27 protein-coding genes are annotated in these 25501 nt (G+C 50.8%); 1 reads left to right on the top strand and 26 read right to left on the bottom strand.

Annotation, left to right across the window (positions count from 1 at the left end; genetic code table 11):
- Positions 1-5 precede the first annotated feature (5 nt).
- The 11 genes from BM124_RS15845 to BM124_RS15890 form a co-directional block, all read right to left on the bottom strand.
- Positions 6-836: a flagellar hook-basal body protein gene (locus BM124_RS15845; protein ID WP_093338982.1), complete on the bottom strand. Its 831-nt coding sequence runs from the start codon at positions 834-836 to the stop codon at positions 6-8.
- Positions 837-851: 15 nt separating this feature from the next.
- Complete coding sequence (gene mreB / locus BM124_RS15850; protein ID WP_093338984.1) at positions 852-1856, bottom strand: rod shape-determining protein MreB; 1005 nt, start codon at positions 1854-1856, stop codon at positions 852-854.
- 243 nt (positions 1857-2099) lie between these two features.
- Positions 2100-2378, bottom strand: a complete 279-nt coding sequence (spoIIID, locus tag BM124_RS15855; protein ID WP_139217143.1) for a sporulation transcriptional regulator SpoIIID — start codon at positions 2376-2378, stop codon at positions 2100-2102.
- A gap of 313 nt (positions 2379-2691) precedes the next feature.
- On the bottom strand, positions 2692-4353 hold the full coding sequence (locus BM124_RS15860; protein WP_093338985.1) for a sodium:solute symporter family protein: 1662 nt from the start codon (positions 4351-4353) through the stop codon (positions 2692-2694).
- A 3-nt stretch (positions 4354-4356) separates the two neighbouring features.
- Positions 4357-4692 carry a DUF4212 domain-containing protein gene (locus BM124_RS15865; RefSeq protein ID WP_093338987.1) on the bottom strand — a complete coding sequence of 112 codons (336 nt, stop codon included), beginning with the start codon at positions 4690-4692 and terminating at the stop codon, positions 4357-4359.
- A gap of 109 nt (positions 4693-4801) precedes the next feature.
- A complete protein-coding gene (locus BM124_RS15870; protein WP_244504373.1) occupies positions 4802-4987 on the bottom strand; it encodes a hypothetical protein in 186 nt (61 codons plus the stop codon).
- Between the two features lie 484 nt (positions 4988-5471).
- Complete coding sequence (locus BM124_RS15875; protein WP_170841182.1) at positions 5472-6362, bottom strand: M23 family metallopeptidase; 891 nt, start codon at positions 6360-6362, stop codon at positions 5472-5474.
- Between the two features lie 81 nt (positions 6363-6443).
- Complete coding sequence (spoIID, locus tag BM124_RS15880) at positions 6444-7436, bottom strand: stage II sporulation protein D (RefSeq protein WP_093338990.1); 993 nt, start codon at positions 7434-7436, stop codon at positions 6444-6446.
- Between the two features lie 540 nt (positions 7437-7976).
- Positions 7977-9293 (bottom strand): UDP-N-acetylglucosamine 1-carboxyvinyltransferase, encoded by a 1317-nt coding sequence (gene murA / locus BM124_RS15885; RefSeq protein WP_093338991.1) that lies wholly within the window; start codon positions 9291-9293, stop codon positions 7977-7979.
- A gap of 199 nt (positions 9294-9492) precedes the next feature.
- Positions 9493-9678, bottom strand: coding sequence for a hypothetical protein (locus tag BM124_RS19195; RefSeq protein ID WP_212634974.1), 186 nt, complete (start codon positions 9676-9678; stop codon positions 9493-9495).
- A 48-nt stretch (positions 9679-9726) separates the two neighbouring features.
- The gene (locus BM124_RS15890; protein WP_093338993.1) at positions 9727-9957 is read right to left on the bottom strand and encodes a DUF1146 family protein; all 231 of its coding nucleotides are present in this window, start codon (positions 9955-9957) and stop codon (positions 9727-9729) included.
- Positions 9958-10354: 397 nt separating this feature from the next.
- Here BM124_RS15890 and BM124_RS15895 point away from each other — a divergent pair, with 397 nt between their 5' ends.
- Positions 10355-10855, top strand: a complete 501-nt coding sequence (locus BM124_RS15895; RefSeq protein ID WP_170841183.1) for a DUF1722 domain-containing protein — start codon at positions 10355-10357, stop codon at positions 10853-10855.
- A 335-nt stretch (positions 10856-11190) separates the two neighbouring features.
- Here the strand turns inward: BM124_RS15895 and BM124_RS15900 are convergent, their stop codons facing one another.
- From BM124_RS15900 to BM124_RS15970, 15 genes are all read right to left on the bottom strand, one after another.
- The gene (locus BM124_RS15900) at positions 11191-11592 is read right to left on the bottom strand and encodes a F0F1 ATP synthase subunit epsilon (RefSeq protein WP_093338996.1); all 402 of its coding nucleotides are present in this window, start codon (positions 11590-11592) and stop codon (positions 11191-11193) included.
- 26 nt (positions 11593-11618) lie between these two features.
- Positions 11619-13031 (bottom strand): F0F1 ATP synthase subunit beta, encoded by a 1413-nt coding sequence (gene atpD / locus BM124_RS15905; RefSeq protein WP_093338998.1) that lies wholly within the window; start codon positions 13029-13031, stop codon positions 11619-11621.
- A 39-nt stretch (positions 13032-13070) separates the two neighbouring features.
- Complete coding sequence (gene atpG, locus BM124_RS15910; protein WP_093338999.1) at positions 13071-13934, bottom strand: ATP synthase F1 subunit gamma; 864 nt, start codon at positions 13932-13934, stop codon at positions 13071-13073.
- A gap of 54 nt (positions 13935-13988) precedes the next feature.
- Positions 13989-15497: a F0F1 ATP synthase subunit alpha gene (gene atpA / locus BM124_RS15915; RefSeq protein ID WP_093339001.1), complete on the bottom strand. Its 1509-nt coding sequence runs from the start codon at positions 15495-15497 to the stop codon at positions 13989-13991.
- 22 nt (positions 15498-15519) lie between these two features.
- Positions 15520-16059, bottom strand: coding sequence for a F0F1 ATP synthase subunit delta (locus tag BM124_RS15920; RefSeq protein WP_093339002.1), 540 nt, complete (start codon positions 16057-16059; stop codon positions 15520-15522).
- A complete protein-coding gene (atpF, locus tag BM124_RS15925) occupies positions 16056-16547 on the bottom strand; it encodes a F0F1 ATP synthase subunit B (RefSeq protein WP_093339004.1) in 492 nt (163 codons plus the stop codon). Before atpF ends, BM124_RS15920 begins: the two co-directional genes overlap by 4 nt.
- A gap of 94 nt (positions 16548-16641) precedes the next feature.
- The gene (atpE, locus tag BM124_RS15930; protein ID WP_093339005.1) at positions 16642-16848 is read right to left on the bottom strand and encodes a F0F1 ATP synthase subunit C; all 207 of its coding nucleotides are present in this window, start codon (positions 16846-16848) and stop codon (positions 16642-16644) included.
- A 62-nt stretch (positions 16849-16910) separates the two neighbouring features.
- Positions 16911-17639: a F0F1 ATP synthase subunit A gene (atpB, locus tag BM124_RS15935; RefSeq protein ID WP_093339006.1), complete on the bottom strand. Its 729-nt coding sequence runs from the start codon at positions 17637-17639 to the stop codon at positions 16911-16913.
- Between the two features lie 78 nt (positions 17640-17717).
- Positions 17718-18104, bottom strand: coding sequence for an ATP synthase subunit I (locus BM124_RS15940; RefSeq protein ID WP_093339008.1), 387 nt, complete (start codon positions 18102-18104; stop codon positions 17718-17720).
- The gene (locus tag BM124_RS15945; protein WP_093339016.1) at positions 18101-18340 is read right to left on the bottom strand and encodes an AtpZ/AtpI family protein; all 240 of its coding nucleotides are present in this window, start codon (positions 18338-18340) and stop codon (positions 18101-18103) included. Before BM124_RS15945 ends, BM124_RS15940 begins: the two co-directional genes overlap by 4 nt.
- A 344-nt stretch (positions 18341-18684) precedes the next feature.
- A complete protein-coding gene (locus BM124_RS19555; protein WP_280139756.1) occupies positions 18685-20952 on the bottom strand; it encodes a S8 family serine peptidase in 2268 nt (755 codons plus the stop codon).
- Between the two features lie 354 nt (positions 20953-21306).
- Positions 21307-21936 carry a uracil phosphoribosyltransferase gene (gene upp / locus BM124_RS15955; protein WP_093339019.1) on the bottom strand — a complete coding sequence of 210 codons (630 nt, stop codon included), beginning with the start codon at positions 21934-21936 and terminating at the stop codon, positions 21307-21309.
- Between the two features lie 225 nt (positions 21937-22161).
- A complete protein-coding gene (locus BM124_RS19050; protein WP_170841184.1) occupies positions 22162-22356 on the bottom strand; it encodes a hypothetical protein in 195 nt (64 codons plus the stop codon).
- 875 nt (positions 22357-23231) lie between these two features.
- On the bottom strand, positions 23232-24473 hold the full coding sequence (locus tag BM124_RS15965; protein WP_093339010.1) for a serine hydroxymethyltransferase: 1242 nt from the start codon (positions 24471-24473) through the stop codon (positions 23232-23234).
- A gap of 125 nt (positions 24474-24598) precedes the next feature.
- Positions 24599-25156, bottom strand: coding sequence for a TIGR01440 family protein (locus tag BM124_RS15970; RefSeq protein ID WP_093339020.1), 558 nt, complete (start codon positions 25154-25156; stop codon positions 24599-24601).
- Between the last annotated feature and the right edge of the window lie 345 nt (positions 25157-25501).

The raw sequence follows: 25501 nt of genomic DNA on the forward strand, positions 1-25501 counted from the left end.
CCTGGTTATCTCAGACTGCCGATTTCATTTGCCGCGCGCTGCATACTTTGATCGTACGTCCGCAGCATACGCTGGTTGGATTCAAAAATCCGGTAAGAATTCATGAGTTCTGTCATCGTTTCACCCGGATCCACGTTGGAACGTTCCAGAGATCCCTGGTTAATGGTGTAGCCAACTCCATCCGCTCCTATAGCCGTAGGAAGAGCTTCTGCCCCGTCTTCGGTTTCCAGGCGGAAAAGGCCGTTCCCCTCTTTTACAAGGTTATTGGCGTTATCAGCGTAGGCGACACCCAGTTGACCGGCTTCGGCTCCAGCATCATCGGTGATCACGCCATTCTTATCGATGCTGAAATTTTCATTGCCGACCTGTATGGGTTCATCATCCTGCCCCAGGACATAGTTTCCCTGACTCGTTGTCAGAAAGCCTTCACCGTCCACGGTCCAGTTCCCATTGCGGGTATAGCGTTCTTCCCCGTCCGCGTTCGATACACGGAAAAAGAGGGAACCCTGCTCCCCGTCTTCACCTTCGGGCATTTCCTGCTGCCAAATGGCCGCGTCCGCTGTATTGCCGGTCTCACGAAGATTCCCTTGACTGAAATCCGGTGTGCGTTCCTGCATATAGACACCCGTCGCCAGCTCCCCAATCGGCGCCGGACGGCTTCCGGGAAAGTTTTCTGCGTTCTGCGCCTGAACCAGCATTTCGGGAAAGGTCCGGTTGGATCCTTGATCTGCTTTGAATCCCGGGGTGTTAAGGTTCGACAAGTTTTCTGAAAGCATCTGTGTCTGCCGCTGCTGGGCTAGCATACCGGATGCCGCGCCGTAAAAACCTCTCAGCATATGTCGGGCTCCTTCCTAGATCTTGACTTTTTTGTTTGCCATTTTGTCAAGGTTTTCGAGAATGATGCCTGTTCCGTTTGCCACACAATTCATCGGTTCTTCCGCGATGATGACGGGTACGCCGAGTTCATCACCGAGAAGTTCATCTATACCATGCAGAAGGGCTCCGCCGCCGGTGAGAATCACGCCGCGGTCGATAATATCCGCCGACAGTTCCGGCGGTGTCTGCTCCAGGACATTCTTCGCCGCGTGAACAATGTGGTTCACCGATTCGGTTAACGCCTCGTATATTTCCTTTGAGTTAATCGTGATAGTGCGGGGGAGTCCGTTCACCATATCCCGTCCGCGGATTTCGAGCTCACGGTTGGAACCGTTTGGCGCGACCGTGGCCACTTCTTTTTTCACTGTTTCCGCCGTGCGGTCACCGATCAAAAGCTTGTATGCCTTTTTGATATAATTTAAAATGTCGAGATCAAACTGATCACCCGCGATTTTGATGGAGTCCGCCGTAACAACGGACCCCATCGAGAGAACCGCGACATCCGTCGTACCGCCGCCGATGTCGACGACCATATTACCGCTCGGCTGGAAAATATCCATGCCGGCGCCGACCGCTGCCACTTTCGGTTCTTCTTCAATAAATACATTCTTACTGCCGCTTTTTTCGGCGGCTTCAATGATTGCTTTCTGCTCAACGGATGTTATATTGGTCGGACAGCAGATTAATATCCTCGGCTTGGACATCATGCTTTTAGCGTTCACTTTCACGAGAAAGTGGTTCAGCATGGCTTCCGTCTGATCAAAGTCGGCAATCACACCGTCTTTCATCGGTCTCGTTGCGATAATGTTTCCCGGGGTGCGCCCCACCATACGAAAGGCTTCCTCCCCCACAGCCATCACGCTGCCGCTCTTCCGGTCCATGGCTACGACCGAAGGCTCATCCAGTACAATGCCCTGTCCTTTAATATGTATCAATACGTTTGCTGTTCCCAAGTCTATACCGATATCCCTGCCAAACATGGCGTATATTCCTCCTCATCGATTCTAAGCCGGTCTTTACATATGGATGCTCTTACCCATTAGTATAACATCAAAAGACATAGTCCATGCTTTCTTATATCAAACGTTAGTCTCTATTGTATGATTTTATCATATTTTATCGGCCAGCGGAATATATCACCCCGCTTCTTCCAAATTTGTTTTTCGAAGACTGTCTAAAAACGAAAAAGCTTGTTCTTTTCAGACAGCCTTTTGAGAAAATGACTAAAGGGTCAGCTCTGTCTCCACACTTTTCCGGTCATTCTCGTATTTCGTACGGGTGGCTTCCCCGCCGCGCAGGTGGCGGATCGATTTGTGATAATTCAAGACATACTTCACGTCTTCGGCAAGCTCCGGATTGATTGTTTCGAGCCGTTCGGTTAAATCTTTATGGACCGTGCTTTTGGAAACGCCGAACTCTTTTGCTATCACCCGCACTGTCTTGCGCGTTTCGACAACATACCGTGCCATCCTGATCGTTCGTTCTTTGATGTAGTCATGCACACCACTCGCCTCCTACCGCAATCTTGGTGAATTAGTACAGTTTATTAAAGAGGATCGGCGGATATACCAAAAAGTCTGATAGGACAAGGGTTAAAGCAGGATAAAAAACGGCAGGCAGTCCGGAACCCGGCACCTGCGGTAAGTATTTTTTTCAGGCTGCAACGTGAAAAAGCAGCAAAGGGTGGCGTCTTGCCGGCTACAGTCACTCGAAACGTGTCATTTCCCGGGAAATAATTCGGTGCGTATATGGATGAATGTAAAAAATCAGCGGCCGTTACGCCGCTGATTTCAGCTCAGTCGAAAGGGTGCGGTTTTAATTTTGTGTACCATCGTTGATCCATACTTCCCCGTCCTTGTATGTCATCTGCTCGGGGTAACGCAGATCGATGACATCATCCTGCAGGTGCTGCGGTGGTGCCGGCGTGTTTTTCGATACGAGGATGCAGACGAGGAAATTGATCGGAACTCCAATCAAGCCGGCTCCAGTGTCCTGAATCCCCAAAAGCGTTATGCCGCTCATCGCAAGGAATATATAGCTGAGGGTACAGGCAAGCCCGGTGATCATTCCTGCTACAGCCCCCTGGGTGTTCATCCGCTTCCACCATATGCCGAGAAACAGAACTGGGAAGAACGTTCCGCCGGCAAGGGCAAATGCCCACGCTACAATTTGCGTAATCACACCAGGTGGGTCGAGCGCGACAAGCCCGGCGATAACCGTTGAAAGGACAATCGCGATCCGCCCGGCACGGAGTCTTTTTGCATCGGAGGCATCCGGCTTTATCAAACGGTAATAGATATCGTGGGCAAAGGAAGAAGAAATCGTAATGAGCAGGCCTCCCGCTGTCGACAGGGCAGCAGCCATCGCGCCGGCCGCGACGAGACCGATTACAAACATGCCAAGCTGGGCGATTTCCGGCGTTGCCATCACAACGATATCCTCCCCTACAGACAGCTCGGTCCACTGCAGGATGCCGTCTCCATTTTGGTCGGCCGTCTGCAGAAGTCCGGTATCCATCCAGCTTTGGGTCCAGGCCGGTAGTTCATTCATCGGGCTGCCGGCTACCTGCGTCATCAGGATGAAGCGCGAAAAGGCGGCATAGGCCGGTGCCGACAAATAAAGAATACCAATAAAAAGCAGGGCAAAGGCTCCGCTCCAGCGCGCCGCTTTCATCGTACTGACAGTAAAAAAGCGGACAATAACGTGTGGCAGTGCCGAAGTACCAACCATTAACGTGAACATCAAGGCAAGAAACTGGCTTTTGTCACTTTCTGTGAAGGGAGCAAAATATTCCGATAACCCAAGCTCCCGGTCTATCTGCCCTATCCGATCAACAATGCCGCCATACGTCAGCCACGGAATTGGATTACTGGTTATCTGCAGGGATATGAAAACAATGGGAATAATATAGGCCACAATCAGAATCATGTATTGTGCGACCTGCGTCCAGGTCACCCCTTTCATCCCGCCGAGCGTCGCATAGATGGCAATGATCACCACGCCAATCATCGTACCGTAAACAGAAGGTATGTTAAACAGTCTGCCTATGACGACGCCCGAGCCCGATAACTGACCGATAATGTAAGTAAAACTGATAATGACTGTTGCTATGGCGGCAATCAGCTGGGCTGTATTACTTTCAAACCGGTCCCCGATAAATTCAGGTACCGTGAAGCGGCCGTATTTGCGCAGCTGCGGGGCAAGCAGAAAGGTTAGAAGCAGAAAACCTCCCGTCCAGCCCATAATGTAAGGCAGTCCATCATAGCCAAGAGCCATCACCGTGCCGGCCATGCCGATAAACGAGGCAGCACTCATCCAGTCGCCGCCGATCGCCATCCCGTTCCACATTGGAGGAATCCCACGGCTCGCGACATAAAAGTCCGATGTCGCTCTGGCCCTGTTGTATACAGATATAACAATATAAAGAGCAAATGTTGCTAAAATAAGTCCAAGTGACACAAGCATTTGTGATTCCATCTTTTACATTCCCCTCTCTTCTGTAACATGCTGTGTATTATTCCTGCGTGTGTTCCGGTCACTGACAGCAGCATTGGCTGTATCATCGATTCCATACTTTTTGTCAATCCGGTCACTTAATACAGCGTTCAGAAACAGACATAGAATAAAGACAATAACTGCTCCCTGCGAACCCATGTAATAGTGAAATTCCACGCCCAGGAATTTGAATTGGGAAAAGAATTCTGCAAATGCCGCCACCCCGAACGATACGATAAACCCTATACTTAAAAAGATAATAATCAGTCTTGTGCGCATCCTGAAATAGGCCTCTGCTGTCTTCTTATCTACTTTTTTCAATGTACCCACCTCCGTTTTGTATGTCTTTATGCCAAGTGGACGGTTAATCCTGAAAAATACTGTATCTACCTCCTTTTTAATGTAATCGTTTTCAAAAAAGTCGTGGATGTTACCGCATTCCCATAATCATCTGAATGGTTTCCCACAACGGAAGCGGCACCAGGATAATCTGAACAGCAACGTACAGGCCCATCGCAGCAAATGGTGCGGCCAATAGAATCGGTTTTTTCCATTTCAGCATCCCGGCAATCGCAGCAATGGCGAGAATCCAGAACGCAATAAGAATGGCCATCATCCTCTTCCCCTCCTTCCTTTACTTATGAGTACTCCGAGAGGCCGGTAATATGACCTGTTTGACCCCAGCTTTTATATTGTTATAGTACACATTATTTCAAATATTCTGCATATCAGTCAATTTATTTTTCACAAAATGTTCAAATATTTTTCAACAAATTGTGACATTTCACCAATGCCTGATCAAGGGGTGCTGCGTGATGTGTATACTAACAACGCGGAAAACAGAAATAATGTCCACCGATACATCCTGCGTGGACACTGAAGCGCTGAAAAGAAAGGATAGTGTCCTCCGGCAGATGTCCGGAACTACTAATCACCAGCGCCGGTTTTGTAGTGTCCATGGAATCACCTTCCGTGGACACTACAGACAGGATTGTGCGGTCTAGTGTCCATAGCACTTCACCATACCCGCTGCAGTATAAAAAACCCGGACGATGTCTCGACGATCATCGTCCGGGTTCTGCCAGGCAGCCTATCCCCTGTTATCCATTGTTCTCTGCATTTTCTTCGTTATTGTTATTGTCATCGCCTTCCAGAATCGGGAATTCCTCAAGACCGGAAGAGTCTTCTTCATTGTCCGAGTCATCTCCCTCGTCATCGCGGGCTGTCTGCTCTTCTTCACCATTTCCATTTTCATTTCCATTTTCACTGCTCAACGCCGTCAGTTGTTGATGGAATGCTTCGTCCGGATCAAGCGGTTCCCCGTTTTTACGGACTTCAAAGTGGGCATGGACCCCTGCATCTTTGTTATAGAGATTTTTTGCAGCTGTTCCGATAACGGAGCCCTGTGTGATGGTATCGCCTTCGGAGACTGTCACATCATTCAGGCTGCTGTAGGATGTTACGATGTTATCGGTGTGTTTCACATCCACCACCTGTCCAAGAATTTCATCGTCTTCTACATTTACGACTTCACCCGTAGCGGCCGCTGTCACTTCGAACGGTTCGCCTTCCTGGCCGGCAATGTCGATGCCTTTGTTCTGATAATACATATTATTGTAGTATACTAGAGAATCCTGCTGTTCTTCAGCTGAAGCGTCATGATCGTAATAATACCCAATAATATCTACATTATCTTCATTCATTACCGGCATCTGCAGCGTTTCATCTCCGGAAGCGGCAGGTAAGCTGTCTCCGCCTTCCATCGTTCCTTCATCTTCCTGTGCATTCTGCTCTTCCTCTGGAGCCTGTTCTTCTTCGGCCTGATCGGTGCCGGCCGGACTCTGGATGAGAAAGTACGTGCCGAGCAGAAAGGCGCAGGCACTCAAGTAAGCGGCGGGCCAGAACCATTTTTGTTTGGACCACGCGCGCAGTCTGTCTTTCATTCCTCTGCGTTCTCTGGCTGCGGCTTGTTGATTTTCCTTATTTTTCATGATTATCACCTCAGCTCCCATTCTGATCAGGAGTGAGGAAAATTATACACTGCATCGATAATTTTTTTTAAAAGTATGGGATCAAGACAGTCCTGTTATCTCTACGCCCTTATAATAGTGCTTCACAATCTCCTTATAGGTTTTTCCCTCGTCAGCCATTCCATCGGCACCGTACTGGCTCATGCCGACGCCGTGTCCCCAGCCTTTCGTGGAAAAAACCATGTCATTTCCCTGGCGGCTCACGGTGAAATCGGTGGAATCAAGCTCCAGCTTCTCCCGGATTTCCCGGCCCGAAAATGTCTCACCGCCGAACTCCATCTCTTCCACCCGGCTGCTTTCTGTGTGGCTCAACACCGTTCCGGCTGCACCTTTGGAAAGCGAAATTCCCAACGCCTGTTCTACTTCTGCGACGGGAATGGTTATTTCATTGGAATAGCGGGGGGAGGATGTATCCCACGGGCTTTCCACACTTTGCAGATAGGGCTCCGAGTTCTGCCAATAGTCCTCTGCGTTCTCTGTATGACCGTTGCTCGTGGAAAAAAAGGCAGCGGTAATCGGCTTTCCCTCATACGTTAAAACCTGTCCCTCCGTAGCACGAACCGCTTTGTTGACCTTCTCCATCTTCCATTCAAAATCGCTGCCCCATTCTTCCTTGAGCTCCTCTTCATTCTGATATACCTGGTGCATGGTCGTATCGGTGACGAGCGCTCCATCCGGCAGGTTGATTTCTGAGGGAGAGGCAATCTGTTTCGCCGCATACGTCCGTGCTGTCAGCGCCTGGGCTTTCAAAGCTTCTATGTCAAAAGAAGCCGGCATCTCGGAGGCGACCACGCCCGCCACATATTCCTCCAGGCCGGTTTGCTCCACGGTTTCGGTTTCACTGCGGAATACGGGAATGGTCTGCTCTGATCTTTCAGCGGGCCGGGTCAGCGGCTGTTGTTCGTTCTGGTCTGACGCGGTTTCCGTTGTTTGTGTGCCTGGTGAACCAGATGACCCCCATACACTGATGAATACCACCGGAATCAGAAAAAACAATCCGAAAAGAAAAACGGAGACCACGACTCCTCTTTTCATCCATTCACCGCCTCCTGCTTTCTTTCATTGTGCACAACACACTTTCCATAAGTATGCCGCGCATCCACAGGGTATGATTGGTTTTTACGGCAGCGGGGGGTTTTCACCAGTGATCAAAAAAGGGAGTCCGGGCATGCGGTTGTTCCGAACCCGAGCAGTTCCGTGGACACTAAACCGCCTGACAGCTTACGTAGTGTTCACGGACCGGGGATCCGCGGAAACTAAGACTCCGGCACCGGCAGGTAGTGTCCATTTAATTCCATCGATGTACACTAATTCCTGGTTTCCGCATCCTAGTGCCCGCCAAACGGTGATCCATGGACACTAAACTCTCATTTTTCGATCGTAGTATCCATGGCCGGGCCGGATGACGGGCAGCCGTAAGGACCCCGCTGAAATAACCAGCATGCGCTGCAGGCGGGCGCTTTTTCTCCATAGTAAAAGGGCAGCATCAAAAGCCGCCGCCCTCCACTCTTATCCGAAGTTACATCCTCTTTCATAAAAAAGGAGCTGTATCTTTATGATACAACCCCTCTGGATTTAATGATTGACGGTTCGTAGTACGTTTTCTTCGTTAGCAGGCTTCGTTTCCATTTCTGTCACTTCGACACGTTCCACACGCGCTCCAAGTTCCTGCAGCTTCTTGTGGAAATCGACGTAACCACGGTCGAGATGACGCAGTTCGGTCAATGTCGTTTCCCCATCGGCCACGAGTCCGGCGATAATTAATGCGGCGCCGGCGCGCAGATCGGTTGCTGCCACTTCGGCTCCCTGCAGGCGGGTCGGTCCGCTGACGATGGCCGCCTTTCCTTCGATTTTCACATCCGCATTCATACGTCGGAATTCTTCCACATGCATGAAGCGGTTCTCAAATACGGTTTCTGTGATGACAGCCGTACCTTTTGCCTGCGTCAGAAGCGCCATGAACTGAGCCTGCATGTCTGTTGGAAAACCGGGATGAGGCATTGTTTTTAAATCTACCGGCCGGAGAATATCAGGTCCGATGACTCTCATGCCATTATCCTCTTCTTCAATAATCACGCCCATTTCACGAAGCTTCGCGACAAGCGGACGGATATGCTCGTGGATGGCCCCTTCGACAAAGACGTCGCCGCCGGTGATGGCGGAGGCAATCATCAGCGATCCCGCTTCAATGCGGTCGGGAATGATGGAATGTACGGCCCCTTTCATCTGCTTGACGCCTTCGATCCGGATCGTACCGGTACCGGCACCACGGACTTTGGCTCCCATGGCATTGAGGTAATTCGCGAGATCGACGATTTCCGGTTCTTCCGCGACATTCTCAAGGATGGTCGTTCCTTCAGCGAGGGTGGCCGCCATCATAATGTTTTCTGTCGCTCCCACACTTGGGAAGTCGAGGTAAATCCGGGCTCCCTGCAGGCGGCCCTCTACTTTTGCTTCGATATAGCCGTTGCCGATTTCCACTTCAGCTCCCATGGCTTCAAAACCTTTAAGATGCTGATCAATCGGACGAGACCCGATGGCGCAGCCGCCGGGCAGTGCAATGTTGGCACATCCCTTTCTCGCAAGCAGCGGTCCCATAACCAGGAAGGATGCCCGCATTTTGCGGACATATTCAAATGGAGCTTCCGTCGTCAGTTCTCCGGCTGCGTTGGACGTAAACACCCCGTCTTCAAAATGGACGTCCGCATCCATATAATTCAGTACATTTTTCATTGTAAATACATCAGCTAAAGTCGGGACATCATATATAGTGCTCGTTCCTTCTTCAGCGAGCAGGGAAGCGGCTATAACCGGAAGTACAGAATTTTTCGCGCCTTCTGCTTTCACGTTACCCTTCAGCCGCTTTCCTCCTCTTACTAATATTTTTTCCAACGTTTTCCCCTCCGCGTCCGTTATAGTTCGTATTTGTTTCTGCATGAGCCATGACGTTCCCGTCTGTTTTCACGCAGACAGAATTAATCATCTTTTTATTATGGATATTCATTCGTCCATTTAGGCGTGCCCTGTCCAGTAAAGAAACGGGTGCCCATTCTCGTCTGGTGTGCGTGTTCATTTACTTTTCCTGCTGCGTTTAGTCGTCGTCACAGGCATCCAGGTTACAGATTACCCAAAAAAACGCCGGTTTGGGAAGATCAGACGACCCATTTCCCGGCTGTTCTCCTTTTTCATCTGTTTTTTCGACAAATTGACTGTCCTCATGCATCGGCGGAACACGACACCCAAAAACAACTCCCGGACGCAGGACCCTATTTCTCATTTTCACCGGAGGAAGCACGGTCATACGTGGAAGATGGAGGGAGCCTTTTTAGAAAATATACCTAAGCGTCAAGGACCCTTCTAAGTATGCAATAAAAAACGAACTGACAAGGTGGCTCAGCGCAATCGTCACAAGCACCATGAGCAGTTTCGCTTTCGGTCCTTCCGGATTTCGGAGAAAAACATCGAAACGAAAGGACTGTAAACTCCACCATACAATAACCAAAAAAATGAGGTTGACAGTAATATGTAAGATCGCGTCCTGCCCTTCAGGATTCATCGCTGAAAACTCCTTAACAGCCCTCTTCACAATCCAAGGTGTATGTTAGGGCATTTTGCTGAAAGGAAAAAGAGTCCTTTCTCTCATTCAAACACATCACTTTATTGTAACATATCCGACCACTCTCGACAGCATCTGCCGATATAAGACATTTTCATAACGGCTTGTTCAGCAAAATAATGGCCACTATTATCATGACATAGAAGATATACCTCAATTATAATAAAAAAAAACTGATTTTTGTATAAAAATTGTACATTTTTTAAAATTACATTACATTCGATAATAATGTTGTAACATAAATGTAAGAATCAGAAGACAAGAAAGAATATGTCAGCCCCTTTGTTTCAGGGTTTTTATGCAAAAAACGGGACACAGAAAACGAGGAGGACTTTTGTTGGAACCTGTTGAAAATCTCCGAATCGCACGGAGCAGCACTGAAAGAATATGGGCAGCCGCAAAATATGATGTCATGGCCAGGGGGTACCAGCACTATAAATCGTTATCCAAACAGGCAGGACGGCTTCACGGTTTGTCCGACGTACACACTTTTTTTCATAGTCTGCGCATCGTTTCCGGCAGACCTTATGACCGCAGGGGCTGTATCAATACATTGGAGCATATGTGGGGATATGTAAAAAAAGACGCGGGATCCGAAGAAAAAGAAACATTTCAGCATTTGCTGAGCGAAGCGGGGAAGCTGCCGTACAGCCATTTTTATGAATGGCGCGGGGCCATGGAACAAACCCGCCTGCTGCTTTGCCGCTTATCGAAAAAGTATGCGAAAGATTATCTGCTCGAGAGCATCATTTTGTTTCCGGACACTCCATACTACATCCTTCATAACCGGAAAGGAACGTTCATGTTGTCAGATGACATGTTGTGGAAGATAAACTGAGCGGAGGATTCGGGAAGCATGCTGCCAGATGTCAGTCACGGCATTTCATCCGGAATCTGGGCTGGAAGACAGTCTTTTTCATGAATCCGGTTCGATGTGTGAAGGCGCGAATGCCCCAGTGTTTCTGTATCGATTTAAAGCAGAATCGAATCGTTTCTCTTTTTTATCGATCGATTCTCCTCCTTTTCGCGTTTTTCTCTATCGATTCTCTCGATTTCTGTATTGATTCTCTGCATTTCTGTATCAATTCTCTGAAATTATGCATCAGTTCCACTCTGATCACACAAAAAAGGCTGTTCTACAGCGGGGCTCCCCGCGTGAGAACAGCCTTTTTATTACTCGCCTGCTACCTCGATCCGGGTAACGGCGCGTTGTAAAGCGAGCTGTGCCCGCTTATAATTGATTTCTTCCTGTTTGGCACGCTCGATGCGGTCCTCCGCCCGTTCCTTTGCTCGACGGGCACGGTCGACATCGATCTGGGACGGTGTCTCCGCCGATTCAGCGAGAATCGTAACACTGTCGGGACGAACTTCAACAAAGCCTCCGTTGACCGCGACAAGATGAACCCTGGATTCATAATTGAGGCGGACAGCGCCGACTGAAAGCGGTGCTACCAACGGAATGTGTCCAGGCAGAATACCCAGCTCCCCGCTCTGGGAACGGGCGCTGACCATTTCCACATCCCCTTCATAAACCGCGCCATCAGGAGTGACAACATTGACATTGATCGTCGACATGATTCCTCCTCCTTACCGCAATCCGCTTAGGACATGGCCTTCGCTTTTTCGGTGACATCTTCAATCGGACCACAGAGTCGGAAGGCATCTTCCGGAACATCGTCGTGTTTGCCGTCAAGAATCTCACGGAACCCGCTTACCGTATCTTTTACCGGCACATAGGAGCCCGGCTGACCGGTGAACTGCTCAGCCACGTGGAAGTTCTGTGACAGGAAGAACTGAATCCGGCGTGCGCGGTGCACGACCATTTTGTCTTCTTCGGACAGTTCATCCATACCGAGAATCGCAATGATATCCTGAAGTTCACGGTATTTCTGCAGCGTCTGCTGTACTTCCTGGGCCACGGCGTAATGGTCTTCCCCGACATACTCAGGCGCAAGCGCGCGGGAGGTGGAGTCCAGCGGATCCACTGCCGGATAAATACCCATTTCCGTCAGGCGGCGTTCCAGGTTGGTTGTCGCATCAAGGTGCGCAAACGTTGTGGCAGGAGCCGGATCGGTATAGTCGTCGGCTGGCACATAAATCGCCTGGATCGATGTAACCGAGCCTTTCTTCGTAGACGTAATCCGTTCCTGCAGCTGCCCCATCTCGGTGGCAAGTGTCGGCTGATACCCAACGGCCGACGGCATCCGGCCGAGAAGCGCGGATACTTCGGAACCGGCCTGGGTGAAACGGTAGATGTTGTCGATAAACAGCAGCACGTCCTGGCCGTCTACATCACGGAAATGTTCCGCGAGAGTGAGACCGGTCAATGCTACACGCATCCGCGCTCCAGGCGGCTCGTTCATCTGACCGAACACCATGGTTGCTTTATTGATCACACCGGAATCCTGCATTTCAAAGTACAGGTCGTTCCCTTCCCGTGTCCGTTCGCCGACTCCGGCAAATACAGAAATACCACCGTGTTCCTGCGCGATATTGTTAATCAATTCCTGAATCAATACGGTTTTTCCGACACCGGCACCGCCGAATAGGCCGATCTTTCCGCCTTTTACGTAAGGGGCAAGAAGATCAACGACTTTAATGCCTGTTTCAAGAATTTCCGTTTCGGTTGAAAGTTCATCAAATGCCGGAGCTTCGCGGTGAATAGGGTCCTGCTTCACTTCCGGTCCAATCGGCTCCCTCTGGTCGATCGTCTCGCCGAGAACGTTGAATACACGTCCCAGGGTTTCTTCGCCGACGGGAACAGAAATCGGACCGCCTTTATCAATAACTTCCGCTCCCCGGATCAATCCGTCCGTCGAACCCATGGCGACGGTGCGGACCGTATCATTTCCCAGATGCAGCGCAACTTCAAGGGCGACTTCCACATCCATGATGTTGTCTTCATGCCCTTTCTGGGAAACCGTGAGCGCGTGGTTCAATTCCGGCAGTTCACCGCTTGGAAACGAAACGTCAACTACCGGACCCATAACCTGGGTGACGCGTCCATTGCTCATATTTTTCCCTCCTAAACTGTGTCTCAAGCTACATTCGAATTATTCCAGAGCCGCAGCGCCGCCGACAATTTCACTGATTTCCTGCGTGACCGCAGCCTGTCTGGCCCGGTTGTAGGACAATGTCAGATCGTCAATAATGTCATCAGCGTTGTCGCTTGCCGCGCTCATTGCTGTCATTCTGGCGCCGAATTCACTTGCCTTGGCATCAAGCAGCGCTCCGAAAATCAAACTTTCCGCGTACTGCGGGAGAAGCTGTTCCAGGATAGCTTCCTCGGATGGTTCGTATTCATAACTCTGAGCCGCTGCGTCTCTGCCTTCGCCGATATCGGTCAGCGGCAGCAGTTTCGTCTCTTTGACTTCCTGCTGGATGGCGCTGATGAAATGGTTGTACCAAATGTACAGCTGGTCGATTTCTTCTTCTTTGTACATGTTCACGGCGAGCCGTGTAATGTTCTTGATATCCTGAAAATCGGGTTCGTCCGGAAGTCCGGTTATTTCATCCATAACGGGAATACCGCGGCGCTTCAGCAGATCTCTGCCGATTCTGCCGAGAACGATAACGCCGTACTCGTCACTCGAGCTGTGACGGGCGGCGACCTGGTCCATAAAGGAGCGCAGGAGGTTGGCATTATATCCACCGGCAAGCCCCTGGTCAGAAAAAATCATGATATAGGCTGTTTTTTTCACCGGACGTTCCTCGAGCATCGGGTGGGTAGCGCCGGAATTCCCGGAGGCGATACCTGCCACCACTTCCCGGATCTTTCTTGTATAGGGTTCGTAAGACTGCGAATTAGTCTGGGCCCGGTTTAACTTCGAAGCAGAGACCATTTCCATCGCCTTGGTAATCTGTTTCGTCTTTCTCGTCGAGCCGATACGGTTTTTTATCTCACGTAAAGAGGCCACTTGGGTTCACCACCTTTTCTTCACACCGGTGCAAAGCCTTTGCCGGTGCCTGGCTTATTTGGAAACGTTGAAGGTCTTCTTGAAGCCGTCGATGGCACTGTTGAAGTCTTCGGATTCCGGCAGTTGTCCAGTTTCACGGATGGACTGCAGCAGTTCTTTGTGATTCGAATCCAGATAGGCAAGAAGTTCAGACTCAAAGCGCCGAATGTCGCCGACTGGAATATCATCCATAAAACCGCTTGTCAGGGCGTAAAGAACTGCTACCTGGTTTTCAACCGCCATCGGCTGGTGAAGGTCCTGTTTCAGGAGTTCCACGGTGCGTTCCCCGCGTGACAGTTTCGCCTTGGTTGCTTCATCAAGATCCGAGCCGAACTGTGCGAAAGCCTCGAGCTCACGGAATGATGCCAGGTCGAGACGCAGTGTACCCGCCACTTTTTTCATCGCTTTGATCTGTGCGGAACCGCCGACACGGGATACGGATATCCCCGGGTTAACGGCAGGACGTACACCGGAGTGGAACAGGTTCGACTGCAGAAAGATCTGTCCGTCCGTGATCGAGATGACGTTCGTCGGAATATAGGCACCGACGTCACCGGCCTGCGTTTCGATAAACGGCAGAGCGGTCAGCGAGCCGGCTCCCATATCATCACTGAGTTTAGCGGCACGCTCCAGCAGACGGGAGTGCAGGTAGAATACATCCCCCGGATAGGCTTCACGTCCCGGCGGGCGGCGGAGCAGTAGTGACAGTTCACGGTACGCGGCCGCCTGCTTCGTCAGGTCGTCGTAAATGACGAGGACGTGTTTTCCGTTGTACATGAACTCTTCACCCATGGTCACCCCGGCATATGGCGCCAGATACAGAAGCGGTGCTGGATCGGCTGCGCCTGCGTTCACGACAATCGTGTAATCAAGGGCACCTTTTTGGCGGAACGTTTCCACAGTTCCTGCAACGGTCGATTCCTTCTGACCGATGGCTACGTAAATGCAGATGATATCTTCATCTTTCTGGTTCAAAATCGTGTCGACCGCAATCGATGTCTTCCCGATCTGACGGTCACCGACAACGAGCTCACGCTGTCCGCGGCCGATGGGAATCATCGAATCAATGGCCTTGATTCCGGTCTGAAGCGGTTCATGAACAGATTTACGGTCCATGACACCCGGTGCGGCGCCCTCAATCGGCCGTGATTTCGCTGCTTCATGTGGACCCTGCCCGTCAATCGGCTGACCGAGCGGGTTTACGACACGTCCGATCATTTCTTCACCGACGGGCACCTCCATAATCCGGCCGGTTCGCTTGACTTCGTCCCCTTCGCGGATACCGGAGTCCGATCCCATAATAATAATACCAACGTTGTTTTCTTCCAGGTTCTGCGCCATTCCCATCACGCCGTTGGCAAACTCAAGAAGCTCGCCGGCCATGACGTTTTCCAGGCCGTGGGCACGCGCAATACCGTCCCCTACCTGGATGACAGTTCCTATTTCATTCGCCTGTACATCAGACTGAAAATTTTCAATCTGCTGTTTCAGAAGAGAGCTAATTTCGTCCGATTTAATGCTCATTAACGTTCACCCCTATCCTCTATCATTTTCCGGAGACCAGCCTGCGTTCCATTCTGTTAAGCTGACCTTTTATGCTGCCGTCAAAAACCAGATTCCCAAGATCAACTTTCAGTCCGCCGATCAGCTCGGAATCAATTTCATTCCTGATATAGAGGGTATTTCTACCGGTTTTTTCAGCAAAAGTTTCCGAAATCATGCTGCGTTCTTCATCAGAAAGCGGCTTGACGGTCGTAACGAGCGCATGTCCCACTTTCCATTCTTCATCCACGAGATGCTGGAATTGTTCAATCATGTAAACGACAGAATCAATTCTGTTCTTTTCAAGCATGAGAAGCAGCGTCCGCTGCACCATGTCACTCATGCCGGAGAAACCATTCTTCAGCAGGTTCTCCTTCTGCTCTTTCGGCACTTTCGGATGTTCGAGCGTTTCAGGGAGTTCCCTGTTACCCGCAAACACCTCTTTTACTGTGTCGAGTTCAACGCGTACCTGCTCCAGCATGTTTTGGTCTTTTGAAAGTTCAAACAGGGCCTGGGCATACCGGTTGGCTGCTGCTCTTGTCATAGCCGTCCGCCTGCCTCTTTGACGTAATCTTCAATGAGCTGCTGCTGTTCTTTTTCATCCAGCTCTTTTTCGATAATTTTGGAAGCGATCATCACAGACAGCGAGCCGACTTCTTCACGCAGCTCGGCGATGGCCTGTTCCTTTTCCCGTGCAATATCAGCCTGGGCGCTTTCTTTCAGGCGCTCGGCTTCCGCGCGGGACTGATTGATGATATCCTCTCCCTGTTTTTCACTGGTCTTTTTCGCATTTTCGATGATGGTCTGTGCCTCTTCTTTGGCACGTTCCACTTCCAGGCGCTGTTCTTCCACATATTTTTCCGCATCTTTGCGGTGTTTTTCGGCATTTTCGATTTCAGAGGAAATGTGTTCCTCCCGCTCTTTCATTACATTCATGATTGGTCCCCAGGCAAATCTGCGCAGGAGAAGCAGAAGAATAATGAAAGTAACAATCGAGAAAACCACGTCTCCCCAAGTAATAACTTCCGGCACGGAATTCACTCCTTTCGGTGATTGATACAAAAGGAATGGCGAAGTGTCGCTTGATGGACTCCGCCATTAATCCCAGCGGTATATGTACCCGCTGCTACATAACGATGAACGCGATAACAATCGCAATGATCGGCAGGGCCTCAACAAGCGCGATACCTGTGAACATGATCGTCTGCAATGTGCCGCGGAGTTCCGGCTGGCGGGCAACCCCTTCGAGTGTCGATTTCACGATAAGTCCGTTACCAATACCTGCCCCGATTGCTGCCAGTCCTGCTGCGATAGCTGCTGCTAATGCTCCCATTTAAAAGTCCTCCTTAAATATAATAAATGATTGTTTGTTTCTGAAAGATCTGTATAATGCGTTTAGTGTTCGTCCAGCACTTTATGTGACAGATAAACCATTGTCAGCATGAGGAAAATAAAGGCCTGGATAGCTCCGATAAATATACTGAAACCCTGCCACGCGATCATCGGTATGCCGGCTCCTGCGGCTCCAAGAATACTGGCTCCCCCGATACCGGTTAAGAGTGTCAGAAGAATTTCCTTTGCGTACAGGTTACCGAACAGCCGCATTCCAAGTGTCAGCGTGTTGGCGAATTCCTCAATGATGTTGAGCGGTAAAAGGAACGGTACCGGGCGCAGATAGTCTTTCCCGTACTCTTTGATTCCTTTCATCTTGATGCCGTAAAAATGCGTAAGCACAATGACCATGACTGCAAACGTCATCGTAATAACTGGATCTGCTGTCGGTGATTTCCACCAAAGCTCATGCGTCTCATGGTTAACGATCATAAATGGAATACCGAGCATATTCGACACGAAGATAAGCAGAAAGATCGTAATGCCGAGTCCGAAAAACCGTTCTCCGGTTTTCCAGTCCATCGTGCTTGAAATGGTGTTTTTGATAAAATCAATAATCCATTCGAACGCGTTCTGCATCCCGGACGGTTTCATTTTCAGATTTCTCGCACTAAAAAACCCAATACAGAACACAATCAGCGCAGCGACGGTCAGCATTATAATATTCGACAGATTTACGTGGAATCCCGGAATCCCAAAAATATCATAATAAATCGGAGATTCGTGTTGCATTTGCTTCCCCCCTTACTCTTCGTTAATGGTTCCCTGGTTCCCTGTTGCCGCTTCTTCGCCCTTTGTTTTGTGCGTGTGTTACGTTTCTTCCGGGTTGTTCGGGTTTTTTTTAAACAAGGAGTGAAGAAGAATGATAATGTAGGGTGTCATTATGCCGGTAACAAGGCCCAACAGATGAAAATGCCCGGGGAACTGAAGGAAAAGAACGGCAGCAAGCGCTCCTGACGCAAGCCGCGACACCATCCCTGCGGAAAATGCCGATCTGTTCTCCTCTGCTGCCTTTCCGAGCTTTTTAACGTCCCGGTACATGCTCCAGAAGTTAAAGAGACCGAGTCCCGTTCCGAGCACGGCACTTATAAAAAACATCTGGTACGGGCTCATTCCCCACCCGATGACGTACAGTGCCAGCGCATAAAACGTATACTGGACATGACGCCTTGTCTCTCTCTGAAAAATCTGGTTCATTTCCGGTCGTCTCCGTCTTTAAGATAGTGCTCGAGCAGACGGGTCACTCCGTATACTCCGGCGGCAAGTCCTGCCAGAAGGCCGATGATCATCAAAAAAGGGGATGTTCCCCATTTATCATCCAGCCACCTTCCTGCGAATATGCCGATCAACAGGGGTCCGACTAAATAAGAGAGCACGGCTGATGTTAAAGCCGCAGACTGGAACGGTTTTGGAGACTTATGCTTGTCCGCCATGTTACCCTCCATTCGCGATGTTTCCTAACTGCGCCGAAAAAAGGGACGGCGCTTTTTCGATGGACAGCCGAATCTTTCTGACAATTCAACAGAAATCGACTTCGGCCTTTGTGTCCTTCCATCATCGTGCAGCCGTCACCGAAATATGTAAACCCTCTCACATACCCTCTGTCATCGTACAACAGCACCCCCTTTCTGTCAATCCTCCACAAGGAAAAAATCCTTGTCACAGCAGGGTTCTCCGAATCATCGATTGTGTCGATTAAGTGACAATCCCAGACAGAAATAAAAAAGGTGCCGGCTGAGGTTTTCAACTCTGCCGGCAGCGCTTTTGTATCTTTCGTTTACGTTCTCGGTTCCGGGGTCTTCTCCACTCTCTGCCGGCGCAGGTGGACGAGCGTTTCAAGCGTCTCTGCTTTCGTCCCTGATACAGCATGGATGACCGCTCTGTAAACACCCGGGGCGACAGAAAGCTCCTCTTTTTTCAATGTTTCCCTGAGAAGGCCCGGCTTGACGTTCTCTTTTTCGTCCAATACGCCGGCAAAGGCAAAGGTATCCGGATCATACAGCCTGATCTGAAATGTGTCAGCACCACCCGGCATATAGACTTCGTACTGAAAAGAGGACGCCTTTGGATCCGGCTGCAGTTCAAATGCACTGATTCGCGGATACTGTGGTTCATTAATCAGCATCAGATAGGGCAGTGTAACCGGATTCTTTCCGCCTGTTACTGTAATCGTACCGTGAAGTTCATCTGTTTCCACCACACCAGGCTCCAGTTCTGCCTCAACGTTTACTTCCTCTGCTTCACCCGGCGGTACAGTAATTTCATCCGGAATATCCCATTTAATACCGAAAAATGGTTTATTTTCAGCGTCTAACGTATACGTCCGTTTCTGCTTGGAGTGATTTTCGATTCGCAGTGTCTGTTCATATACAGCCTGTTCCCGCCCGAGCGGACGGACACCGAAAGAGAGCGTTCCAGGGCTGACGAGCGTTTTGGTCTTTAATGCTTCCGCGATATCCACCCGTCCCGCGCCCTGTACAAACGCCGGATACATGCTCCCGCTCTCATCGGTCAACGGAACAGCTGCATTCATGAGCACCGTTTTAATCTGCTCCGGGGTCCACTCCGGCCTTGCCTGTTTCACAAGAGCCGCCGCTCCGGCAACATGGGGAGCAGCCATACTCGTACCATTGAGTGACAAATAACCTTCCGGCACGGTGCTGTTAATGTCAACGCCGGGTGCGACAATGTCGGGCTTTACGGTCCAGGACTGTGTCACCGGTCCCCTTGAACTGAAAAATGCCATATGATCTGTTTCTTCTTCCAGAATCGTACGCAGGGCGGGGGGAGCGTCGTTTTCATTTTCCTGTACAGCTTTCTTTAAATGTTCGCCGTCTTCTTTTGAAATAGTAATAACAGGAAGAGGGAGCTCTTTTTGCGATACCGCTGTAAAACCTCCCGCTACATTATTGTAAAGTATAACAGCATCAGCGCCTGCTCTCTTTGCGTTGGCCATTTTCCGAACGAGCGGGATACCCCCGCGTTCGATGAGAACCGCCCTGCCTTTTACACCTTGAAGGTCTTCTTTGCGTCCCAGCCCGGCGAATGTAAGCGGCAGATCCCGTCGGAATTCCCACGATGCCGTTCCTTTCACCGGCTGCAGATCAATGGATAATTCCGGATCATCCACCAGCGCCAGCTTCGGCATGCGCAAGGGGGGAATAGAGGCTCCGACCGATATTGCTTTCTCCGATGTGCCGGGGGATCCGACACTCCACATCTCCGGTCCGCTGTTTCCGCTCGATGTAACAGCCGTAATCCCTTCTTCCACCGCTTTATCGAGAGCGCGGCTCGTCGGCCAGTCCGCTCCGTTGATGGGACTTCCGAGCGAAAGATTTAATACATCCACCTCATCTTCAATCGCCTTCTCCACCGCTGCCAGAATCTGCTCTGTTGACCCCTGGCCTCCAGGACCAAGCGCTCGGTACATGTAAATATCAGCTTCCGGCGCGACGCCCCGGACAGCCCCGTCCGCCGCGATAATTCCGGCGACGTGGGTGCCGTGCATCGTCGGCTGTCCATTTTTCTCCGGCTTTCCTTCCAACGGATCCCCGTCCTGATCGACAAAATCATAGCCACCTTTATAGTTATTTTTTAGATCAGGGTGATGATAATCGATACCGGTATCAATAATGCCGACTTTTACCCCCTTGCCGGTAAGCGGCTCACCGTTTTTGTCCCGTTCGCTGCGGACCGCCTCCGCTCCGATAAAGGGAACACTTTCGTCGATCTCTGTTTGATACACAGCCGCTTCATCCGTCCGCTTAATGCCGTCCAAACGATTCAGGGACTCCACTTGGTCTGCCGGCATTTGTACCGCAAATCCGCGGAATCCCTTTTCGTACGTTTCTTCCACACGCAGACCGGGGATGCTGTTTTCCATACTGACGCGCAATGCGTCCAGCGGTGTTTGATCCTCCGCTGCCACAATAAATGTGGGTTCATCTGCCGCTTGAAGCGTTCGTGCTTCCATTGTCCATACCGCCGCTGCGAGCACCAAAGCGCAGCAGACGTTTAAGATTTTTTTCCCCATTTCGGCTGTCATCGCTGTTCCTCCTGTTCTTTCCTTAGGTTGCAGCAGACAGCCGGATTTATACAGGGATGCCTTCTGTGTCTTATCTGCAGACTGTGTATGGATACTACATTCTGAAAATCAGCGGGTAGTGTCCTCGGATCACCTTTTAGCGGACACTATGCTAAGGAAATCTTACATTAGTGGTCCCCGGCCGAAATCAATGGACACTGGCTGCCGGTGCCTGGATTCTTAGTGTCCCTCGATCCCCCTTCCGTGGAAACTAAGTATGCTGCCTGGCGATTTAGTGTCCACAGAGCCGGACCGCCCTGAAATTCAGATCACGGACATTGCAAAAAAGCTTCAGCGCGCAGCTGAAGCTTTTCATTACTTGGTACCGAAGAGGCGGTCTCCTGCGTCTCCAAGTCCTGGTACGATATAGCCTTTGTCGTCGAGTTTTTCATCGAGGGCTGCAAGGTAGATGTCTACTTCCGGGTGCTGTTTATGCACTTCTTCCACACCCTCCGGCGCGCCGATCAGGCACATTAGCTTAATATTGGTGGCCCCGCGCTGTTTCAGACTGGAAATGGCATCCACAGCTGATCCGCCGGTGGCAAGCATCGGGTCGACGACGATGAATTCGCGCTCCTCGACGTCACTTGGAAGCTTCACATAATATTCGACCGGCTTCAGCGTTTCAGGATCACGGTACATGCCGACGTGTCCTACTTTCGCGGCCGGAATCAGTTTCAAAATACCATCCGACATACCGATTCCTGCGCGCAGAATCGGTACGACACCCAGTTTTTTGCCGGCAAGCGCGTGTGATTTGGAAGGCCCGACCGGTGTTTCCACCGTCACTTCCTGCAGCTGCAGATGGCGGGTGATTTCAAACGCCATCAACGTAGCTACTTCATCGACCAGCTCGCGGAATTCCTTCGTCCCTGTGGAAACATCCCTGATATACGTCAGCTTATGCTGAATCAGCGGATGATCAAATACGTGTACGTTTCCCATATCGTGCACAGCTCCTTTATACGGGGGTTCCCCGGGTTCTATGTATGGCGCGGCAGCAGGCATACAACTTCATTCTTATGAAATTCTACAGAAAAAGCTTTTCCCCTTCAAGGGCTTGCAAATAGAGCTGCGATTCAGATTTTTTGTGTAAAAGAATACTTTCCGTTTAGATAAAAGATGTGCTGATGGGGTGAAAACATATAGATACCCGCTGTATGTTCCGGTTTACCCGCCGATTCCCATCCAATACCTGCCAATGGAATCATAATACCAGCCAAATGATGCATTACCGGCCGAACAGGACCCGTTACCAGCCAAGATCAACGCTTTACCTGCCAAATAAGCAGGTTTACCCGCCAACCCCGCCGTGCCGCCGGGATCCATCCATCCTGCATCCAACGTAAAAAGAGTCCGGGACAAAAGTAAAATAGGCGGAGGAAAACACGAATGTCTTGCGGCGTTGTTCATCAGTCGTATAGCAGCGGAGCCAAAATGCTTCGACTCCTGCTCAGAACAGCACGAGTCGCGGGTACCCCGCAGGATGTTCGGTCAGGGTCGGCGCCCGCACGTGACGTACTTCCACAGGATAATGACGTTTACGGGGCGTTGATTGCCTTATGACTATTCATCCCTCATTTCACGCAGCGGCAGGCGCTCTTTGTTGCGTCGGCCCGTTCATTTTCCCGCTGACGCAACCTCGATTCGTTCATGATGACGTTTACCGGGGCACGAAAACCTCTAAAGTGCTTTATGAATCATTCATAGTGACGTTTAAGGGTGCACCGGACACTCTAAAGTGTCTCATGAGCCATTTCTAACGACGTTTAAGGGGGCCTTGTACCCCCTAAAGTGCCTTTGGACCCATTCCCAACGAACGTCCGTCCACCTGCTTTCCACCCAACCTGAACGCAACAAACAAACGCCTGCATTTTTCTGCATCTGTACTGCCGGAACTGCTCCCTTTTCCTCCGTTATACCGGTTGGCGTCGTGATCACATCGCGGAGCAGCTCAGGTGCGGTTTCGATTCCGGCAAACGGGTCCTGGAACGGCCGGAGTCCATCGGTTACGACAAGCAGGTGATCCGGTAGGACCGCGGCCGCGAGCCGTGCCCATGGCATAGAAGACACGATGAGCCCCGGCGAATCGATGCCGCCCTTGTGCTCTGGAGTAAAAGCAAAGCATTTTGGCGCAGCAGTGTATCTCAGAAACGAAGCATGCCGAACGATTAAAAAAAATCGTTCGGCATGCTTCTATCTTATAAAGGTTTTGTCCCAGCCTCTTTGCATTTCTTTTCTTACAGTTCCGGATACATCGGAAACTGAGCGGTCAGGGCGTCTACGCGGCGTGCCGATTCTTTCAGGGCTGCATCGTCGTCGTGGTTTTTCAGTGTGTGCGCCATGATGGCTCCAATTTCGTCCATTTCTTTTTCACCGAAGCCGCGGGAGGTGACAGCGGCGGTTCCGATGCGGATGCCGCTTGTGACAAACGGGCCTTCCGGGTCGAACGGAATCGTGTTTTTGTTCGTGGTGAGTCCGACTTCATCGAGCGCTTTTTCCCCAATTTTTCCGGTGATGCCAAGGCTCCTCAGATCCAGAAGAAGCAGGTGGTTGTCCGTTCCGCCGGATACGATGTCGATGCCGTTATCCTGAAGGGCAGACGCGAGACGTTTCGCATTTTTTACGATATCTTCCGAATACGTTTGGAACGAATCCTGCAGCGCTTCACCGAAAGCAACGGCTTTGGCTGCGATGACGTGCATGAGCGGGCCGCCCTGCAGTCCCGGGAAGATAGCCTTGTCAATCTTTTTGGCAAAATCCTCCCCGCAGAAAATCATGCCGCCGCGCGGGCCGCGCAGGGTTTTGTGTGTGGTGGTCGTTACAAAGTGCGCATGCGGCACCGGATTCTGATGGACACCGGCGGCAATGAGTCCGGCGATGTGGGCCATGTCGACCATTAAGTACGCGCCGACTTCATCAGCGATTTCACGGAACGCCGCAAAATCAATTTCGCGCGGATATGCGCTGGCGCCGGCAACAATCATTTTCGGCTGATGTTTTTTGGCTGCCTGGCGCACCGCTTCATAGTTGATAACCTGATCTTCCTCGGTAACGCCGTACTCGACGAAATTGTACTGGACGCCGCTGAAGTTCACCGGACTGCCGTGGGTCAGGTGGCCGCCGTGGGAGAGGTTCATGCCTAGCACGGTATCTCCCTGCTCAAGCGCCGTGTAGTAGACAGCCATGTTCGCCTGCGCGCCGGAATGGGCCTGCACGTTTACGTGTTCCGCGCCGAACAGTTCTTTGGCACGGTCGCGCGCGAGATCCTCCACGACATCCACGTGCTCACAGCCGCCGTAGTAGCGGCGTCCGGGATAGCCTTCCGCGTATTTATTCGTGAGTACCGAGCCCTGCGCTTCCATGACGGCCTCACTCACGAAGTTTTCGGATGCGATGAGTTCAATTTTGTCGCGCTGGCGCTGCAGTTCATCCTGCATCGCAGCGTAAACGGCTGGATCCTGGTTTTTTACTGTTTCCATTTTTCGTTACCCCTTTCTCTCCTTGTGCTCTCTCATTCGTGTTTCGTTATTTATTATGATTTCCTGCCGTATTGTAACATGAATTTTTACGCTGAATCCGTAATTTTTTTAAAAAAATCATACAATCATTCAGATTCAGGATAAAGGGCCCGCGCTCCACCTATGAGTTTCGGCCGGGTGACGGCCATCGTGACGTGTGCGTTTCCCACCCGATCCACGGAGCCGCGGATGGGCACAGCCACATGTTTCAGATGCATGCCTATGAACGTATCCCCGATGTCGATGCCGGCATCCGCGCGGATATGCTCCACCACCACCGGATCGGTTAACGACACGTAAGCGTGCGACGCCATGGCACCCCCGGCCCGGCGGTGCGGGACAACAGCCACTTCCTCCCCTCCGAACCGGGCGGCCGCGGCGCGTTCCATCACCAGTGCGCGGTTAATGTGTTCACACCCTTGATAGGCGAGATGAACGCCGGTATCCTGTTGAAAAAAAGCCAGTACATCATACAATGCTTCGGCGGCTTCCTCCGATCCCGCCGTCCCGATACGGCCGCCGGTCACTTCGCTCGTACTGGCGCCAATCACAAGCAGCCGGTCCTCGTCAAGCGTGATCCGTTCCCGCAGCGCATCCAGGCAGGCCTGCAGAGACGTCTGCCATTCCTTGATATCATGAGTCATACCGATCACCTCTTCTCTAAAGCATACCACATCCGGTTTGTTTTTCGAAAAAAGATGGACACGCAGGACGTTCCCGCGTCTAAGGGTCACAATTGCTGCTTCCGGGTTCCTATGTGGCGGTCGGTACACTTCTAAGCCCATCTTTTTGCCTTCCCTCCTGAAAAAGTGATCCTTGAGCTCTTTCTAAGGGTTACATTTCTCTTTCGAAACGGGTGTCGTTACCCTTAAGATTTTCTCCTATGAAAAGGGGCTGTATCAAAAGCCCTTAACTAAAAAGCCATGGACGCCATCTTCAGATGGTGACCATGGTTTTTTACGTATTTTTAAAGCCAGCTTATACAGCTG

Origin of the sequence: Salibacterium halotolerans (assembly GCF_900115625.1) — a bacterium.
GTDB classification, from domain to species: Bacteria; Bacillota; Bacilli; order Bacillales; family Marinococcaceae; genus Salibacterium; species Salibacterium halotolerans.